We start from the raw sequence: 17,624 nt of genomic DNA, 5'->3' as shown, positions 1-17,624 counted from the left end.
TCAACAAACAGAAATATAATTAAGATGAAAAAAACTTTATTTACGCTTGTTGTAATAGCATTAACCCTTACCACACTAACAGCTCAAGAAAAGTGGAATTTGGAGAAATGCATCAACTACGCTAAAGAACACAATATAGATCTTCAACTTCGTAAATTAGATGCTGAAGTTCAAACGAACAATACAAAACAATCCAAGTTTAACTTACTACCAAATCTTAATGGTAGTACTGGGTACAACTTTAACTATGGACGATCTTTAGCTCCAGATAATACTTATATTAGTCAGAATAGTAAAACTGGATCATTAAACTTATCTTCTAGTGTTACATTATTCGAAGGGTTTCAGAAATACAATACAATTAAACGAAATGAGCTAGACCTAAAAGCGAGTCTTCAGGATGTAGAAAAAGCAAAAGAAGATTTAGCATTAAACATTACTTCTTCATACTTAAATATTCTTTTCAACAAAGAATTGTTACAAGTAGCTCAAGAGAAATTAAAGGTTACCAAGCTACAAATTAAAAGAACTGAAGTGCTTGTAGAAGCAGGAACACTTCCAAAAGGAACTTTAATGGAGCAAACTGCACAGGCTGCTCGAGAAGAGCTTGAAGTTGTTAACACTTCTAATAGCTTAGATTTGGCTTTACTTGATTTAGTGCAACTACTAGATCTTGAAAATCCTGCTGTCTTCGATATAGAAACACCTGAATTACCCGTATTAAATGCGACTCGTTCAATGGTTGATCCTGAGTCGGTATTCATTAATGCACTTGAATTTCGTCCAGAAATGAAAGCAGCTAAATTTCGTCTTCAAAGCTCTGAAAAAGGTTTAATAATTGCGAAAGGTCAAAGAGCTCCATCTCTATCTATGTCTGGTTATTGGGGATCAAGTTACAGTGACAGACAATCTGAAACTGATGGATTTGATGAATTTGGTCAACCAAATATTATCCGACATGAAATGAAACTTCGCGATCAGTTAAAATTATTTGAACGCAAGAGTTTTGGATTCAATCTTAACATTCCAATTTTTAATGGTGGAACGGTAAATAGAAATATTTCTAATGCAAAGATTAACATCAACCGCTATAAACTGAATATGGAGAATTCGAAAAATATTCTTCGAAAAGAAATTCAGCAGGCACATGCCAATGCTAGAGCGGCTATGAACAAATATTTCTCAAGTGAAACGGCTGTATCTTCAACCGAAGAGGCTTTTCGTTACACTGAAGAGAAATTTAACTTAGGATTGGTTAACTCGGTTGATTACAACCAGGAGAAAAATAATCTTTTCGAAGCAAAGTCGAATTTATTACAAGCGAAATATGACTATATCTTTCGAACCAAAATTCTTGACTTTTACAACGGCATAGAAATTAAATTATAATCAAGTTTACAAATAACAATTCGGGAAACTCTCGACCATTATTGGTTGAGAGTTTTTTTATTTATGAATACGCGTATAGTAAATGTAAATTGTCTTAAATATAGAAGCAATACTTAAAACAAATAGTTCAAAGCATTATCTAACAAACTAAAGTGCAATTTATTGATGCGATTCATTCACTTTTCCTTTTTTATCATTTATTTTGCAATGATTTTAAATTTTGAAACATGGCATTACTTTTAAATATAGAAACATCAACAGCAGTATGTTCGGTTGCATTGGGAAAAGATGGTAAACTTTTGGCTCTTAAGGAGAATAAAGAAGGTATGAAACATGCGAGTCATCTTACCATATTTATTGAAAACATTTTGAAGGAAAATGGCTTAACAACAGCCGATTTAGATGGAGTTGCAGTTAGCATGGGTCCTGGTTCCTACACTGGATTACGAATTGGCGTTTCAACTGCCAAGGGCATATGTTTTGGATCAAATATTCCTTTAATTGCAGTTAGTACATTAGAGGCTCTGACCAAAGCCTTACAAGAAACCAATAATCTAAAAAGTGTACTAAAAGATCCTGAACAAGCTTATTACTGTCCAATGATTGATGCACGCAGAATGGAAGTTTATACTTCTTTCTACAATTCAAAAACAGAACAAGTAAAAGATATTTCAGCAGATATTATTGACGAAAACTCATTTTCAGATGAACTAAGTAATCGCGAGATTGTTTTCTTTGGAGATGGCTCAGAGAAATGCAAAGAGGTAATTAAAAGTGACTCTGGCATCTTTCTTGACAATATTACAACAACTGCTGTAGGCATGGTGGAGCTTGCCGAGCAAAAATACAATAACAAAGAATTGGAAGATGTTGCCTATTTTGAACCTTTTTATTTGAAAGATTTCGTAGCAACAACTCCTAAAAAGAATATCTTTAAGTAAGAACTAAAAACAAATGTATGATAAGATTTTTCCTCATTATTATTTCAGTACTTTTTTTAAGTAATTCCTCTTTTGCTGAATTACCAATAAAATCATCAAATAAAGGAGAGCATCTTAAATATGTTATTCATTATGGAATAATTAGAGGTGGAAAAGCCAGTCTTAAACTAAAAACTGAGACACACAATAATCAGGAAGTCTTTCATGCAACATTAACTGGAAAAACTGTTGGATTTTTTAATTCTCTTTACAAAGTAAAAGATAGCTATCAGAGCTATTTTAAAAAAGAAACTCTATTGCCCTATAAAGCTATTCGAGATATCCGAGAAGGCAGTTATAAGAGATACAATGAGGTTACTTTCGATAGAGAAAAAAATGAAATAACCAGTCAACGGACGGGAACAAAACCCGTTCCTGAAGGAATACACGATATTCTTTCTGCTTTTTACTATGCTCGTGCCTATTATTTCAATAAAGATTTGGTAGAAGGTCAGGTAATTAAGATTCAAACCTATTTTGCAGATGAAGAATTCCTTTTGCAATTTCGCTTTATGGGTTACGAAACAATTAAAAGTAAAATTGGTGATATTAAGTGTTACAAGTTTATCCCAATTGTTGAAACCGGGCGTGCTTTTAAGGATGAAGATGATATGAAAATATGGGTTTCTGCTGATGCCAATAAGATTCCAGTACGTGTTCAGTTCGATCTTTTTTTAGGATCATTACGCTGCGATTTGACAAATTTTTCTGATTTCTCACTCAATACTTTAATCAATAAATAGAACCTTTTTTCTCCTAGTACTGTCTTTTTCAAACAAAAACGGATTATATTTTAGAATCTTAATTGTTTCAATTACTTTTGCAAAACTTAAGATCTATTAGCTCTTAGGTAAGAATATTGAAATCGATTATAAAAATTAATTCATTATATCATGGCAAGTACTGCAGATTTTAAAAATGGATTGTGTATTCATTTTAAAGAAGATTTATATACAATTATTCAATTCCAACATGTAAAACCAGGTAAAGGTCCTGCTTTTGTTAGAACAAAATTGAAGAATGTAAGAACTGGAAAGATAATTGACAATACTTTCAACTCAGGTGTAAAGGTTGATGTTGCAAGAATTGAAAGACGTCCTCATCAGTTTCTATATAAAGATGACATGGGTTATAACCTAATGCATACTGAAACTTATGAGCAAGTTGCTCTAGAAGAAAGTCTATTCAACGCTCCTGATTTGTTAAAAGAAGGTGATAATGTTGAAGCTGTTTTTCATGCAGATACTGAAACTCCATTATACGTTGAACTTCCTGCTCACGTAACTATGGAAATTACATATACTGAGCCAGGTTTACGCGGTGATACTTCATCAACGAACTCATTAAAACAAGCTACTATTGAGACAGGTGCAACCATTATGGTTCCATTATTCATTAATACTGGCGATATTATTAAAGTTGATACTCGTGATCACAGCTATGTTGAGCGTGTAAAAGCTTAATATTGGTAAACTCATCATAAAAAAAGGATTCTTAGTGGAATCCTTTTTTTATTCCTACCTAAGCAATTGCCTGATGAATCGATATTTACTAAATTAGCTAAAACCTGAATCCCTAAATCCCACTACAGTGATTAAGCAACAAGCCGTTAATAGTAAATTCAAACTAAATCTCATTTTAAAAATCACTCAAGCCATAAATGAGAATTTATCCGTTGAAGAACTTCTTACACAATACGAAAAAATATTATTTGAAGAGTTAAAGATTGGGAAAATTGTAGTTTTCAAATTCAATTCAAAATGGGAAAAACTATTAATTTCCGGAATTTCAAACGATCTTATCAATCAAATAAAAATAGAGAGAGATTTAAGCTGTCATTCCGAAATTACCTACATATCTAATGATTTTCCTAATCATTTACGAAGTTTTGATTTCCTAATTCCGGTATATCACAAAAATTCGGTTTTAGCCTATATCCTTATTGGAGATTTAGATGAAGAGATGGAAGGAATGAGTCCTGCAATTAAGCATCTCAACTTTATTCAAACCATCTCCAACATTATAATTGTTGCGATGGAGAACAAACGCATGTATAAGCAATTGCTTGCTCAGGAGGCTCTAAAAAAGGAAATGGAACTGGCTTCTAAAATTCAAAATTTACTTATTCCAAATCAAAATTCACTGCCTCAAAACGAATATGTAAGTACCCAGGGATTTTATCAACCTCATTTTGAAATTGGCGGAGATTATTACGATTTCATCAATTTCAACGATCAGGAATTAGGTTTCTGTATTGGAGATGTTTCGGGAAAAGGTATTCCTGCAGCATTAATCATGTCGAACTTTCAGGCAACATTACGTGCTCTTTTTAACCCGGAAATCCCACTGGATGAACTAATGACAAAGTTGAATGAAAAAGTATGCGACAACTCTAGCGATGAGAAATTTCTAACTTTCTTTATAGGTGTATACAATTTTACAACTCGCAAGCTCAGGTATGTAAATGCTAGTCATCATCCTCCTATTTTGTATAACTACAAAACAAAAGAAACAACTTTACTAAAAAAAGGTTGTATTGGCTTGGGAATGCTCGATGAAATCCCATTAATAACCATTGGCGAAACCGTAATTAACGATCATTCAAAACTGTTATGCTACACCGATGGATTGGTCGAACTAGAACAAGGTGAAAAAATGGAAGTTGCCGTTCAATTCATTAAAAATCTATTTTCTACAGATAAAACACTTCAAAATACATTCTTAGAATTGCGAAAGCATATCGATTTAGGAAAGAAAAATAAAGCTGTAGTTGATGACATTTCACTATTTGGCATAGAATTTAAAGCATAAAAAAAAGGATCGGTAAACCGATCCTTTTTGATTTATATGATTCTTAATTATTGAATCTCAAATGTTACTTCCTTAGTACTTACATTATCCGAAGAATCGGTAATACTAATTGTAATTTTATACATTCCATCAAGAGCAACTTTATTATCACTCAAAGTAGCTACATTAAAACTAATCGACTTAGATGCTCCAGAAATTGTTGGTAGTGCATTCCCATCAGCATCCGTACCGGTTCTACTATCAAAAGAAAATTCCTCAACTTGCTTAGTAGATTTAGCTCCAGTATAAGCAATAATAACAGTATATGAACTTAAGGCAATATTATCAGATGCTGTAAAATTCACAGGTAAATTATCTCCTGCATTAATAACGGTATTAGCCGTTGGATTAGCAATTGTTACTGTTGGCTTTGTTGTATCAACATCTGGCTCATCGTCGCCACCGCCGCCGCCACAGCTCATCATTCCGGCAGAGAATAATACAATCAAGGCGTACTTTAAAATTTTCATAGTTTTTCTTTTTGGTTATGATTTGGTTTTATACTTGACAATATCTTCTAAAATTAAGAGATAAACAGCAAATTAACAAGCTACTATCAGAAAATAATTCTTTTTCCCTTTTTGAACAAGAAGATATTTATCTGCTATTAGCTGTTCTGTGGTAATTTCCATTTCAGCATTTTGTACCTTTTCCTTATTGATACTTATTGCATTACCCTTAAACAATCTTCTCAATTCTCCTTTTGATGGAAATACTTCCGCTTTAACAGCTAGAAGTTCAACAATATCCACTCCTGCTTCAAATTCTGATTTTGCAACCTGAAACTGTGGAACTCCTTCAAAAACTGATAAGAAAGTATCTTCATCAAGTTTTTTCAAAGTATCAGCAGTAGCTTTACCAAACAAAATTTGAGAAGCTTCAACAGCAGTATTGTAATCCTCTTCGGAGTGAATCATGATAGTTACCTCTTTAGCCAAACGCTGCTGAAGTTTTCTCATATGAGGTGCTTCCTTGTGCTCTTCAACCAAGGCCGCTATTTCTTCACCAGGAATCAGTGTAAATATCTTAATATACTTTTCAGCATCAGAATCTGACGTATTCAACCAAAACTGGTAAAATTTATATGGAGAAGTACGCTTTGGATCCAACCAAATGTTTCCTGATTCAGTTTTACCAAACTTACCTCCATCAGCTTTGGTAATCAACGGGCAGGTAATTGCCCATGCTGTACCACCTTCTTTTCTTCTAATCAATTCAGTTCCAGTCGTGATATTTCCCCACTGATCGGAACCTCCCATTTGCAATTTACAGTTTTTAGAACGGTACAATTCTAAAAAGTCAGTTCCCTGAACCAATTGATAAGTAAATTCGGTAAAAGACATTCCTGCTTTCGAATCCGCACTCAATCTTTTCTTTACAGAATCCTTACTCATCATGTAATTTACTGGAATGTGTTTTCCAATATCACGAATAAAATCAAGGAATGAGAAATTTTTCATCCAATCGTAATTGTTTACCATTTCGGCAGCATTATCAGCATCAGAATCAAAATCCATAAATTTTGTTAGCTGAGCACGCAAACATTCCTGATTGTGACGAAGTGTTTTTTCATCCAATAAATTTCTCTCTTGTGATTTTCCTGATGGATCTCCAATCATACCTGTAGCACCACCTACCAATACAATTGGCTTGTGACCTGCAACCTGGAAATGTTTCAACATCATAACACCAACAAGGTGACCAATATGCAAAGAATCCGCTGTTGGATCAATTCCCACATAAGCCGATGTCAATTCTTTTGCAAGTTGTTCTTCTATTCCCGGCATCATATCGTGGATCATGCCACGCCATTGGAGTTCTTCTATAAAATTCATTTGTTCTATTTTTTTCCTGATTAGGATATACTTATCTAATTTTTGACTGACAAAGATAAGAAATTTGTTCTTTCCTCAAGTCTATAAATTTGGTTCTTAAGCAATCATCGCAACCAAACTAATTATCACACCCGTTAAAAGCAAAATGTTATAAATAAAGGAAACGATTATAAACTTAAAAAAAGTCTTTATCCACGACTGTTTGTAATAAAATTTCATGGTTAAAAACAATTGAATTGGTATCAAAAAATACAAGTATAAAGCGAAAGAGTTTAGATAGGATACATTCATCAACAATATTAATTCACTTACAATAACCAATACGAAAATAAAAGAATGGAAATTTAGAGAAATCAACAAATGCTCAAGCATGTAACGCCTTCTTCTTAGATACATTAAAGCCAAAGACAATGCAAACAATGGTAATATCAACAATAAGGTTTGAGACAGTTTCTTAAAAGCACTATCCATCATCAAAGATGGATTTAATTTCCACATTTCGATTAACTCTCTAATTTTACTATCCTCAATTAACTCTCTCCCATTATCTTCAGCCTCTTTATTTTCAATTGAATCTTGAAATAAATCAATACTTTTTTCTGAATTAAAAGAAATAATTCCATTTTTCAACTGATTCTGTACCACAGTATCAGATACCAAACTATCTAATTCAGCCTCATTCTTACCAACCATTTCTTCAAGAAAAGAAACCATATCCAACTTGTTTCCATCTTGATTCTCTAAAGACAGATTCTTGGTCATATCACTTTCTGGCTTATGATTATAGGCAAGCAATAGAAAGGCAAAAAATGTTAGAAATAAATAAAGACGAAAAGGAGGAGTATATCTGGCTCTCCTGCCTCGCATAAATTCACGGGTAAGATATCCTGGGTTAAAAAATAAAGGAAACAGAGTATGTATTAATCTGTTATCTAATGATAAGGCATCACCTAAAGATTCAGTTACAACCGTCCAGAAAGGTCGATGAAAACTTTTTGTTGATTGACCACAATTTGAACAAAATTGCCCGTTAACCGGAAATTCACAATTGGGACAAAATCCTTCAAAATGTCTGACTCTTCTTTTGGGTAGTTTGTTTAGGTACTTCTTTATGGTTTGCTTCATTACACTTCAATAGGAACTTGCTTTTTAACTTCTTCTTTTATCTTATCTGTTGCTCCTGCAAAATCAGAATCGAAAATGTCAAACAATGTTTCCGAAATCATTACCATAGGCTGATATAGAATACTATTTTCCTTTTTCTCCTCCGAAATAAAGTTGATCTTTTTATCCAGGTAATTAACAAAATACACCACTATACTCAAAATAATAATTCCTTTAAGCAAGCCAAAAACTACACCAAGTATTCGATTAATCATACCTAAAGCAACAGCCTCAACCAATGTATTCAACATTTTTCCTAACACATTTAAAATGATAACAATTAATAAGAATGTTACCACAAATGCTATTGCACCCATGTACTGGGAATGATAATCGAATTTATTTTGTATAAAATCTGCTGTAAAATCGGAGAAATGTATTGCTCCATAAATTCCAAGAATTAAAGCCAATAAGGTAGCTACTTCAATTATTAATCCTTTAGTAAATCCTTTATAAATTGCCCAAAGAAGTGGTAATCCTATTAAAATGTCGAGTATATTCATTGTGGGTTAGCTAAAATATGTAATGATCATCAAATATAACAAAAACCAACATAATAGCAGTAATTTATACAGATTTGAAAGCATTTGCCTTTTAAAATTTAATTATATTTAGAACAGTTAAAACTACAAACATGGCTTTTATTAATTCTCTTGTCGGCTGGTTTAATACCAAAAGACTATCGCAAATCGATTTCTTTAAAGATCATCCTATTGAGGTTCAGAGGGAAACTTTAACTCAATTGCTTGATCAGGCGTCTAGTACGGAATGGGGAAGAAAATATGATTTTAAATCGATCCAAACTTTAAGTGATTTTAAAAATCGTCTTCCAGTGCATTCTTATGAAGATATTGAAAACTACATTGATAGATTAAGAAAGGGAGAACAAAATATATTTTGGCCCTCAGAAATAAAGTGGTTTGCAAAATCATCAGGCACAACAAATTCTAAAAGTAAATTTATACCTGTTAGTAAAGAGGCCTTAGAAGATTGTCATTTTAGAGGAGGAAAAGATATTCTTGCAATTTACACCTCACAATTTCCTGATACAGGTATCTTGTATGGTAAAGGTTTAACTTTAGGTGGCAGCCATCAAATCAACAATATTCAGAATGATTCCTACTACGGCGATCTTTCCGCAATCATCATTCAAAACCTACCTTTTTGGGCTGATTTTATAAGAACGCCTGATACATCGATAGTTCTTTTAGATGAGTGGGAAGAAAAACTAAAAAAGATGACGGAAGCTACTCTCAACGAGAATGTAACCAGTCTTTCCGGCGTGCCATCGTGGTTTTTGGTTTTGTTAAAACACATTTTAAAAGTTTCTGGAAAGAATCACATTCACGAAATTTGGCCTAATCTTGAATTATTTGTCCATGGTGGTGTAAGTTTTACGCCTTACAGAGAGCAGTTTAAAGAAATACTACCCTCTTCAAATATGAATTATCTGGAAACCTACAATGCTTCTGAAGGATTCTTTGGCATTCAGGATAATCCACATGATGATGCTATGTTATTGATGCTCGACTATGGTATTTATTACGAATTTATTCCTTTAGATAAAATCAATGATGAACATCCTAAAGCACTAAGCCTTGAAGAAGTAGAACTTTTTGAAAATTACGCCATGTTGATTACAACAAATGGCGGACTTTGGAGATATCAAATTGGAGATACAATACATTTTACCTCAAAAGAGCCATTTAAATTTAAAATATCGGGACGAACAAAGCTGTACATGAATGCTTTTGGAGAAGAGATAATTATCGACAATGCTGAAAAAGCAATGAAAATTGCCTATGAAAAAACAAATTCAGTCATCAAAGAGTACACTGCTGCTCCAGTTTTTATGGGTAAGGATCAAAAAGGAACTCACCAATGGCTAATTGAATTTGAAAAGGCACCCAATAACATAGAGGAGTTCAACTTTGTTCTCGATAATGCCTTAATGAGCTTAAATTCTGATTACGAAGCCAAACGTTACAAAAATATCACCTTAGAAAAACCAATTGTCACTATTGCCAAACAAGGTTTATTCTACAATTGGCTAAAATCTAAAGGCAAATTAGGCGGACAAAATAAAGTTCCCCGATTATCGAATAATCGTGATATCTTAGAGGAACTTTTAAAGGAAAATTTCTAATCAGAATATGATCGCTCTACTTATTTGGTTCAAACTATTGATTCCTAACCCGGATATCAATGAAATAAATACACCACATGATTTTTTCGAGGTTGATCATCTGAATTATATTTATACAGTTCAAGAGGCTGAATTGACCAAATTTGATTCAAATGGGAATAAATTATACAATTATTCCGATCAATCTTTGGGAGCAATAAGTTCAATTGATGTATCAGATCCCTTAAGAATTCTGGTTTTTTACAAGGATTTCAACACCATCCTTTTTTTAGATAGAAATCTTGTCAAAATTGGCAATGAAATAGATTTATACGATTTCTCGGATAACGAAACAGATTTGGTTTGTTCCTCTCAAAGTGGTGGATTTTGGACCTATAACGAAATCGATAATCAGTGCATTCAAATTTCGAATACCGGTGAAATTTTGACCGAAAGTATGCTATTAAGTACATTCTTTACTAACCATACCGCAACTGATTTTTATGAATACAATGGTGATTTGTATCTTCTTTTCCCCGAAAAAGGAATTTTAAAATTAGATCAAAATGGGCAATATGATCGTAAAATCCTATTGCCCAACATTACTGATTTTAATCTCATTAAAAATGAAATATTTTATTGGAACTCAATCGGTATTTTTCGTTATGAACAATACTCAAGAAGGGATACCGAAATTTATCGTTTCAATAATGTTACTCCTAAAAGTTTAAGAATTCTCAGTGACAGAATTTACCTCTCTAATGAAAATTCAATATCAATAAAAAAGCTAAGTTTCTGATTCAAAAGAAACTGTATTCAAGCATCTATCCTAAGGGATTGATATCCCGAAAAATATTACTAATTTTAGTTGCATTTTCCAATAAAATTAAACATAAATATGCACATTGCAGTTGCAGGAAACATAGGTGCCGGAAAGACCACTCTGGCTGGATTATTGGCTAAACATTACGGCTGGGAAGCTCATTTCGAAGATGTTGATGACAATCCGTATTTGAACGATTTTTATGAAGATATGAAACGTTGGTCGTTTGCCCTTCAAATCCATTTCTTAAATAGTCGATTTAATCAGGTTTTGGCTTTACGTGAGTCTGGTAAAGACATTATTCAGGACAGAACAATATACGAAGACGCTTATATATTTGCTCCAAATTTGGAGTCAATGAGTCTTATGCCTAAAAGAGATTTTGACAATTATCTTTCTCTTTTCGACATCATGAGTTCTCTAATTCAACCACCAGATTTATTGATTTATTTGCGTGCCTCAATACCAACTTTGGTTGAACATATTCAGGCTCGTGGTCGCGATTATGAAGAAACCATACGTTTAGACTATTTGAAGCGCTTAAACGAGCGTTACGAAGCCTGGATTAACGGATACACTAATGGAAAACTCTTAATTATCGATGTAGATAATATTGATTTCCTTAAAAACCCTAAAGACATGAGTGAGGTAATCACAAAAATTGATGCTCAACTTCACGGTTTATTTAAATAACAAATGTGTTTATCGACCTTGAGTCGCCCAAATAATATTCAATTATGCATATTGCAGTAGCCGGTAATATTGGATCCGGAAAAACAACATTAACAGAACTATTAGCCAAACAATACGGATGGAATGCACATTACGAAGATGTGGATGAAAATCCTTACTTGAACGATTTCTATGATGACATGCAAAGATGGTCGTTCAATCTTCAAATCTATTTTCTAAAAAGTAGGTTTAACCAGATTATGGAAATTCGTAACTCTGGTAAAAATGTTGTACAAGATCGTACAATCTACGAAGATGCAATGATTTTTGCTCCCAATCTTTACGATATGGGCTTAATGTCGGAGCGTGATTTTCAAAACTATTGCAATTTGTTCAAATTGATGGGCTCAATGGTTCAAGCTCCAGATTTATTGATTTATTTAAAATCGTCGGTCCCAACTTTAGTAAGTCAGATTCAAAAACGTGGTCGCGATTATGAGGAAACCATTCGTTTGGATTATCTTAAAAATCTAAATGACCGATATGAAAAATGGATTAGCGAATACACGCACGGAAACCTTCTGATTATTGATGCAGATAATATTGATTTCCTTGACAATCCTGCAGATTTAAACAGCATTGTTGATAAAGTAGAAGCAAAAATTCACGGATTGTTCTAAAAGCGATAGAACAGTCCTACTGACAATTCAGGGAGAGATATTTTATCAAAACCTAAGAAATATTGATAGGTCTCTCCGTACTCATCCTTTGCCGAAACCGAATCTGGGAAATTAGGAATGTAGGTAAATCTCAAATTCATATCAAAGCTCCAGCTATCTGATAAATGATATAAAAATCCCACGTTAGGAGCCAATCCTACCTTGTTTTCTGTTATCGTTCTATCCTGATTGCTTGTTCCACCTGAAGTAGCCGTAAAATCGATCTTATTTCGATAATAGTAGTATCCAAACGCCAATGATGCATAGGGTCTGAAATCTCGATCCCAACTGTCGAAATAATACGAAGCTCGTAGCAGAGCCGAACCAATATTGTAATCGACATTATATTTTCCCAAATGACTTCCATCCCAAAACTTATCCTGTCCCAATAAACTATAGGATAATTCTGCTCCAACACTTAATTTCTTGTTCAACATTTTTTGAGCAGTTAAACGAAAAGAAGGACCAGCTTTCGCCTGATCACCAAAATCTCCCAATGGATATTGATAGCCTAAAGATGCTCCAATAAAATAAGTTTGATCTTTATAATATTGTGAATATCCTGATACCGAAAGAATAGAAAAACACAGAATTAGAACAAAGTTTCTCATGACAATAGAATATGATGTAAAAAAATGAGGTAAAAGTTACAAAATAACTGACACCTCATTAAATCTATAGAAATATCTCTTACTCAATTACTTTCAATTCTTTTCCAATCTTAATGAAAGCAGCTAAAGCCTTATCCAAATGAGCTTGTTCGTGAGCTGCAGAAAGTTGAATACGAATTCTAGCTTGTCCTTTTGGTACAACCGGATAATAGAATCCAATTACATAAATTCCTTCATCTAATAATTTAGCAGCAAATTGCTGAGACAATACCGCATCGTAAAGCATCAAAGCATTAATAGCAGAATCAGATGGCTTAACATCAAAACCAGCTTTCAATAATCCTTCTTTAAAATATTGTGCATTAGAAATTACCTTATCGCGCAATTCCGTTGACTCTGTCAACATATCGAATACTGCAATAGAAGCACCTACAATTACCGGAGACAATGAATTTGAGAACAAATATGGACGAGAACGCTGACGTAACATATCAATTACTTCTGCCTTACCAGTTGTAAATCCACCAAGTGCTCCACCCAATGCTTTTCCTAATGTTGAAGTAATGATATCAACACGATCCATACAGTTGTGATACTCGTGAGTTCCACGACCCGTTTTTCCAATAAATCCAGAAGCGTGGCTATCGTCAACCATTACCAATGCATTGTACTTATCTGCCAAGTCACAAATCTCGTTCAAACGAGCAATGTCACCATCCATAGAGAAAACACCATCGGTAACGATGATACGGAAACGCTGAGCTTGAGAAACTTTTAATTGTTCTTCCAAATCAGCCATATCAGCGTGCTTGTAACGGTAGCGAGCAGCTTTACACAAACGAACTCCATCAATAATAGAAGCGTGATTCAACTCATCAGAGATGATTGCGTCATCTTTTGTGAATAATGGTTCAAAAACACCACCATTTGCATCGAAAGCAGCAGCATATAGAATGGTATCTTCCATTCCGAAGAATTTTGCAATTTTCTCTTCCAGTTCTTTGTGGATATCAGTTGTACCACAAATAAAACGAACTGATGACATTCCATATCCGTGAGAATCCAATGCTTTTTTAGCACCTTCCATAACACGCGAATGAGACGATAAACCTAAATAGTTATTCGCGCAAAAATTCAATACGCTTTCACCAGTATTAACTTTAATTTCCGCTCCCTGAGGAGTAGTAATTACTCTTTCGTTTTTGTACAAACCAGCATCTTTAATGCCTTGAATCTCTTCTGCAAGATAGTCTTTGAATTTTCCGTACATGTGTATTGTTGTTTTAGATGTTTATTTCATTTGAAATTTCCAATCCAAAATTACAATAAAATTTGTCTTGTCCTGAAGTGATAAACTGTTTTTTATATACCTTTTTTTCATCTTACCAGTAATCCTTACTGCTAATTGTTAAAAATCCCTCTAAAATTACTAAACACCCTTTAAGACATCATCAATATTGATAAACAGATACATAGGTCTTATTTTAGAGAATAACTCATTCTTATCGATGAAAAAAAAATGATCTTTTTTGAAAATATTTTGAAATAGCTGTTGGATTATTGAGTAAAACCTGTTAGTTTTGCATCGCAATTTTCATCAAGAACGTAGTTCAAATGTGAGCTACAGAAGAAAATTAAGGAGTTTATACTCCTCCTTAGCTCAGCTGGTTAGAGCACCTGACTGTTAATCAGGGAGTCCTAGGTTCAAGTCCTAGAGGGGGAGCAATAAAAACCGACCTATTCGGTTACAAAACATCATTAGGAGTTTATACTCCTCCTTAGCTCAGCTGGTTAGAGCACCTGACTGTTAATCAGGGGGTCCTAGGTTCAAGTCCTAGAGGGGGAGCAATAAAAACCGACCTAAACGGTTGTAAAATATCATTAGGAGTTTATACTCCTCCTTAGCTCAGCTGGTTAGAGCACCTGACTGTTAATCAGGGGGTCCTAGGTTCAAGTCCTAGAGGGGGAGCAACTAGAAGCCATCCATTACGGGTGGCTTTTTTTTATATCTATTTTTTCTTCCAATTCTGACCATTAATTAATCCTTACAAGTTGGGATAGGCTCAAGTCATAAAAGAAGAGCTCAAAGAAGTAATCCCTTGCGGATGCTTTTTTCATTTTTGCTCTTCCCTATTCAAAATTTCTTCTATTTTTGTTGAGATTCTAAAATATATCTCGTGAAGAACTACCACTATTTACTAGTATTTGCTATAATACTATCCTTTCAAACTAAGGCTTATTGCCAATTAAAGAATGATTCAATACCCTACTTTGAAAACTCAAGAGACATTCTAAACCCAGGATTAGGCAAACAAGTCTTTTCTAAAAAAAATCTGATTGTTTTAGGAGGTTTACTGGGTAGTGCTTTTTTGATAGATGAATGGGCAAGTGATAGAATAAAGGCAAATCAAAATTCTGGTTTAAAAAATTACACCGATTTTTTTAATGAATTTGGAGAAAAAAAAATAATAGCTCCCTCAATCATTGCCACCTGGGCTATCGGTGCTGTTATTAAAGATGAGAGACTTTCGAACACAGCAATAAACTCGGGAAAAGCTTTACTAACAGGAGCCATTTTAACGGAAGGAATTAAAATGATTGCTGGAAGATCTCGCCCTGATCAAAACCGAGGAAATATGCATTTTGATGCATTCGGTGGTACCAATAACAATACCAAATCTTTTCCTTCTGGACATGCATTTGTGGCATGGTCTGTGTTCACTCCTTTTGCCGAAGAATATAGCAAATGGATTTACTTAATTCCTGCATCAGTTAGTTTATCACGTATGTACCGAAACCGCCATTGGTTTTCCGATGTTGTTTTAGGAGGAGGAATTGGCTACTTTGCAGGTCTTTATTTTCACAAAAGAAAAAACCAAAGAGTGATTTTCAATGGAAATGGAATTGTAATTAAATTTTAAGACAACAAACAACCTATACAACCAAAAAAAACACAAAATGAGTATTGTTAAAGTTTTTAAAAAATTTCCCAAAACCTTTTGGGTAGCCAACACTATAGAACTGTTCGAACGCTGGGCATGGTATGGATTTTTCATGCTTTTTGCCAATTACCTAACAGGATCGACTGATATTGGCGCTCTGGGTTTATCGCAAGCACAAAAAGGTATTATTATGGGTGTTGGAACTGGTATTTTATATTTTCTACCTGTTATTACTGGTGCAATTGCCGATAAGTACGGTTACAAAAAAGTCTTGGCAATCTCGTTTGTAATTTACAGCACTGCATTTATTGCATTGCCTTTATTCAATACCTTTGCAGGTGTTTTTGCAATGTATTTGTATCTTGCTTTAGGTGCAGCTCTTTTTAAACCAATCATATCTGCTACTGTTGCTAAAACAACTGATGAAGAGACTTCATCTATTGGTTTTGGAATCTTTTACATGATGGTAAATATTGGTGCCTTTATAGGTCCATTGGTTACACTTGCCTATAAAGACAGTGGATACACAACCGTATTTTACATCTCTGCTGGTGTAATTCTCATCAATTTCATTTTAATTCTTTTCTATAAGGAACCAGAAAGAGAAGTTAAAAATGAATCTTTAAGTGAAGCCATTGGAAATGTTTTTAAAAATATCGCAACAGCTCTAAGTGATTTTAAATTTGTAATTTTCTTATTGTTGGTTGCAGCTTTTTGGAGTATGTATTATCAACTGTTCTTCACCTTACCTGTGTTCATAGCTCAATGGGTTGATACATCTTCTGTTTACAATTTTTTTAATGGAATTATGCCAGCTGTTACTAAAACATATGGACATAATGGACAAATGGATGCTGAATTCATCGTCAACTTCGATGCAATGTTCATTATTATTTTTCAAATAATAATTTCGGCGCTTGTAATGAAATTAAAGCCTTTAAAAGCAATGATGGGTGGAATTCTAGTTTGTACCATTGGTATGGCTTTAACACTGCTGACACAGAATGTATTATTTGTAATTGCAGCAATCTTCATCTTCTCTGTTGGTGAAATGGCAAGCTCTCCTAAAATTACAGAATACATTGGTCGAATTGCACCTAAAGATAAAGTTGGACTCTATATGGGCTGTTCTTTTCTACCTGTTTTCGTTGGCAGTACATTGGGAGGTATCATTTCAGGAAATGTATACGGAAGCATGTCTGATAAGGTAAGTTTGATGGTTCGAGAAGTAGAATCAAGAGGGTTTGATATACCTGCTATATCGAAAGAATTTAGTACGACTGATTATTTTAATAAAGCAGGTGAATTAATGAACATGAACCAAAACGAACTAACTCAATATCTATGGACTACCCATCAACCTGAGAATATTTGGTATGTAATTTTAGCTATCGGTTTCTTTGCCGTAATCGCACTTTATTTTTACGACAAGCTACTTTTAAAGAATAAAGATTAACTATTAAAGTTTATTAATATTTCTTAATCCCGCTAATGCGGGATTTTTTTTGGGTTTT

17 protein-coding genes and 3 tRNA genes are annotated in these 17,624 nt (G+C 33.7%); 14 read left to right on the top strand and 6 right to left on the bottom strand.

Going from position 1 to position 17,624, the window contains the following annotated elements; genetic code table 11:
* Positions 1 to 24 precede the first annotated feature (24 nt).
* From GCQ56_RS00320 to GCQ56_RS20715, 5 genes are all read left to right on the top strand, one after another.
* Positions 25 to 1,389: a TolC family protein gene (locus tag GCQ56_RS00320; protein WP_152732406.1), complete on the top strand. Its 1,365-nt coding sequence runs from the start codon at positions 25 to 27 to the stop codon at positions 1,387 to 1,389.
* A 227-nt stretch (positions 1,390 to 1,616) separates the two neighbouring features.
* Complete coding sequence (gene tsaB / locus GCQ56_RS00315) at positions 1,617 to 2,330, top strand: tRNA (adenosine(37)-N6)-threonylcarbamoyltransferase complex dimerization subunit type 1 TsaB (protein WP_152732405.1); 714 nt, start codon at positions 1,617 to 1,619, stop codon at positions 2,328 to 2,330.
* A gap of 17 nt (positions 2,331 to 2,347) precedes the next feature.
* The gene (locus tag GCQ56_RS00310) at positions 2,348 to 3,112 is read left to right on the top strand and encodes a DUF3108 domain-containing protein (protein ID WP_152732404.1); all 765 of its coding nucleotides are present in this window, start codon (positions 2,348 to 2,350) and stop codon (positions 3,110 to 3,112) included.
* Between the two features lie 150 nt (positions 3,113 to 3,262).
* Positions 3,263 to 3,832: an elongation factor P gene (gene efp / locus GCQ56_RS00305; protein WP_152732403.1), complete on the top strand. Its 570-nt coding sequence runs from the start codon at positions 3,263 to 3,265 to the stop codon at positions 3,830 to 3,832.
* 127 nt (positions 3,833 to 3,959) lie between these two features.
* Positions 3,960 to 5,180, top strand: coding sequence for a GAF domain-containing SpoIIE family protein phosphatase (locus tag GCQ56_RS20715; protein WP_152732402.1), 1,221 nt, complete (start codon positions 3,960 to 3,962; stop codon positions 5,178 to 5,180).
* A 47-nt stretch (positions 5,181 to 5,227) separates the two neighbouring features.
* Here the strand turns inward: GCQ56_RS20715 and GCQ56_RS00295 are convergent, their stop codons facing one another.
* The 4 genes from GCQ56_RS00295 to GCQ56_RS00280 all read right to left on the bottom strand — a co-directional run bounded on the left by GCQ56_RS00295 (position 5,228) and on the right by GCQ56_RS00280 (position 8,721).
* A complete protein-coding gene (locus tag GCQ56_RS00295; protein ID WP_152732401.1) occupies positions 5,228 to 5,689 on the bottom strand; it encodes a DUF4625 domain-containing protein in 462 nt (153 codons plus the stop codon).
* A 72-nt stretch (positions 5,690 to 5,761) separates the two neighbouring features.
* Positions 5,762 to 7,054, bottom strand: coding sequence for a tyrosine--tRNA ligase (gene tyrS, locus GCQ56_RS00290; RefSeq protein ID WP_152732400.1), 1,293 nt, complete (start codon positions 7,052 to 7,054; stop codon positions 5,762 to 5,764).
* 96 nt (positions 7,055 to 7,150) lie between these two features.
* Entirely contained in the window at positions 7,151 to 8,179 is a 1,029-nt protein-coding gene (locus tag GCQ56_RS00285; protein ID WP_152732399.1) for a DUF3667 domain-containing protein, read from the bottom strand.
* The gene (locus GCQ56_RS00280; protein ID WP_152732398.1) at positions 8,179 to 8,721 is read right to left on the bottom strand and encodes a CvpA family protein; all 543 of its coding nucleotides are present in this window, start codon (positions 8,719 to 8,721) and stop codon (positions 8,179 to 8,181) included. The genes GCQ56_RS00285 and GCQ56_RS00280 overlap by 1 nt, the downstream gene beginning before the upstream one ends.
* Positions 8,722 to 8,852: 131 nt before the next feature.
* Between GCQ56_RS00280 and GCQ56_RS00275 the strand changes: the two genes are divergently transcribed.
* The 4 genes from GCQ56_RS00275 (at position 8,853) to GCQ56_RS00260 (ending at position 12,518) form a co-directional block, all read left to right on the top strand.
* Positions 8,853 to 10,364 carry a GH3 auxin-responsive promoter family protein gene (locus tag GCQ56_RS00275; protein WP_152732397.1) on the top strand — a complete coding sequence of 504 codons (1,512 nt, stop codon included), beginning with the start codon at positions 8,853 to 8,855 and terminating at the stop codon, positions 10,362 to 10,364.
* A gap of 7 nt (positions 10,365 to 10,371) precedes the next feature.
* Positions 10,372 to 11,142: a hypothetical protein gene (locus GCQ56_RS00270; RefSeq protein ID WP_152732396.1), complete on the top strand. Its 771-nt coding sequence runs from the start codon at positions 10,372 to 10,374 to the stop codon at positions 11,140 to 11,142.
* Between the two features lie 99 nt (positions 11,143 to 11,241).
* Positions 11,242 to 11,859 (top strand): deoxynucleoside kinase, encoded by a 618-nt coding sequence (locus GCQ56_RS00265; RefSeq protein WP_152732395.1) that lies wholly within the window; start codon positions 11,242 to 11,244, stop codon positions 11,857 to 11,859.
* Positions 11,860 to 11,903: 44 nt separating this feature from the next.
* Positions 11,904 to 12,518 (top strand): deoxynucleoside kinase, encoded by a 615-nt coding sequence (locus tag GCQ56_RS00260; protein WP_152732394.1) that lies wholly within the window; start codon positions 11,904 to 11,906, stop codon positions 12,516 to 12,518.
* On the opposite strand, the gene GCQ56_RS00255 is transcribed toward GCQ56_RS00260, so the two are convergent.
* A complete protein-coding gene (locus tag GCQ56_RS00255; protein WP_152732393.1) occupies positions 12,515 to 13,168 on the bottom strand; it encodes an outer membrane beta-barrel protein in 654 nt (217 codons plus the stop codon). The genes GCQ56_RS00260 and GCQ56_RS00255 overlap by 4 nt on opposite strands.
* A 79-nt stretch (positions 13,169 to 13,247) precedes the next feature.
* The gene (kbl, locus tag GCQ56_RS00250) at positions 13,248 to 14,438 is read right to left on the bottom strand and encodes a glycine C-acetyltransferase (protein ID WP_152732392.1); all 1,191 of its coding nucleotides are present in this window, start codon (positions 14,436 to 14,438) and stop codon (positions 13,248 to 13,250) included.
* Positions 14,439 to 14,817: 379 nt separating this feature from the next.
* Here kbl and GCQ56_RS00245 point away from each other — a divergent pair.
* The 5 genes from GCQ56_RS00245 (at position 14,818) to GCQ56_RS00225 (ending at position 17,566) form a co-directional block, all read left to right on the top strand.
* Positions 14,818 to 14,891, top strand: a tRNA-Asn gene (locus tag GCQ56_RS00245).
* Between the two features lie 49 nt (positions 14,892 to 14,940).
* Positions 14,941 to 15,014: transfer RNA gene (locus tag GCQ56_RS00240), tRNA-Asn, on the top strand.
* A 49-nt stretch (positions 15,015 to 15,063) separates the two neighbouring features.
* Positions 15,064 to 15,137 (top strand) — tRNA-Asn (locus GCQ56_RS00235).
* Between the two features lie 208 nt (positions 15,138 to 15,345).
* Positions 15,346 to 16,089 (top strand): phosphatase PAP2 family protein, encoded by a 744-nt coding sequence (locus tag GCQ56_RS00230; RefSeq protein WP_152732391.1) that lies wholly within the window; start codon positions 15,346 to 15,348, stop codon positions 16,087 to 16,089.
* Between the two features lie 37 nt (positions 16,090 to 16,126).
* Entirely contained in the window at positions 16,127 to 17,566 is a 1,440-nt protein-coding gene (locus tag GCQ56_RS00225; RefSeq protein WP_152732390.1) for an MFS transporter, read from the top strand.
* Positions 17,567 to 17,624 lie beyond the last annotated feature (58 nt).

Source organism: Marinifilum sp. N1E240 (genome assembly GCF_009295825.1).
In the GTDB taxonomy this organism is placed as follows: domain Bacteria; phylum Bacteroidota; class Bacteroidia; order Bacteroidales; family Marinifilaceae; genus Marinifilum_A; species Marinifilum_A sediminis.
This window is presented reverse-complemented; position numbering and strand designations above follow the sequence as displayed.

What these genes read in the sequence shown, in the direction of transcription:
- GCQ56_RS00265 (WP_152732395.1), top strand. Translation starts at nt 11,242, where the DNA reads ATGCACATTGCAGTTGCAGGAAACATAGGTGCCGGAAAGACCACTCTG.
- tyrS (WP_152732400.1), bottom strand. Translation starts at nt 7,054, where the DNA reads ATGAATTTTATAGAAGAACTCCAATGGCGTGGCATGATCCACGATATG.
- kbl (WP_152732392.1), bottom strand. Translation starts at nt 14,438, where the DNA reads ATGTACGGAAAATTCAAAGACTATCTTGCAGAAGAGATTCAAGGCATT.
- GCQ56_RS00270 (WP_152732396.1), top strand. Translation starts at nt 10,372, where the DNA reads ATGATCGCTCTACTTATTTGGTTCAAACTATTGATTCCTAACCCGGAT.
- tsaB (WP_152732405.1), top strand. Translation starts at nt 1,617, where the DNA reads ATGGCATTACTTTTAAATATAGAAACATCAACAGCAGTATGTTCGGTT.
- GCQ56_RS00255 (WP_152732393.1), bottom strand. Translation starts at nt 13,168, where the DNA reads ATGAGAAACTTTGTTCTAATTCTGTGTTTTTCTATTCTTTCGGTATCA.
- GCQ56_RS00260 (WP_152732394.1), top strand. Translation starts at nt 11,904, where the DNA reads ATGCATATTGCAGTAGCCGGTAATATTGGATCCGGAAAAACAACATTA.
- GCQ56_RS00225 (WP_152732390.1), top strand. Translation starts at nt 16,127, where the DNA reads ATGAGTATTGTTAAAGTTTTTAAAAAATTTCCCAAAACCTTTTGGGTA.
- GCQ56_RS00295 (WP_152732401.1), bottom strand. Translation starts at nt 5,689, where the DNA reads ATGAAAATTTTAAAGTACGCCTTGATTGTATTATTCTCTGCCGGAATG.
- GCQ56_RS00275 (WP_152732397.1), top strand. Translation starts at nt 8,853, where the DNA reads ATGGCTTTTATTAATTCTCTTGTCGGCTGGTTTAATACCAAAAGACTA.
- GCQ56_RS00310 (WP_152732404.1), top strand. Translation starts at nt 2,348, where the DNA reads ATGATAAGATTTTTCCTCATTATTATTTCAGTACTTTTTTTAAGTAAT.
- GCQ56_RS00280 (WP_152732398.1), bottom strand. Translation starts at nt 8,721, where the DNA reads ATGAATATACTCGACATTTTAATAGGATTACCACTTCTTTGGGCAATT.
- GCQ56_RS00285 (WP_152732399.1), bottom strand. Translation starts at nt 8,179, where the DNA reads ATGAAGCAAACCATAAAGAAGTACCTAAACAAACTACCCAAAAGAAGA.
- efp (WP_152732403.1), top strand. Translation starts at nt 3,263, where the DNA reads ATGGCAAGTACTGCAGATTTTAAAAATGGATTGTGTATTCATTTTAAA.
- GCQ56_RS00320 (WP_152732406.1), top strand. Translation starts at nt 25, where the DNA reads ATGAAAAAAACTTTATTTACGCTTGTTGTAATAGCATTAACCCTTACC.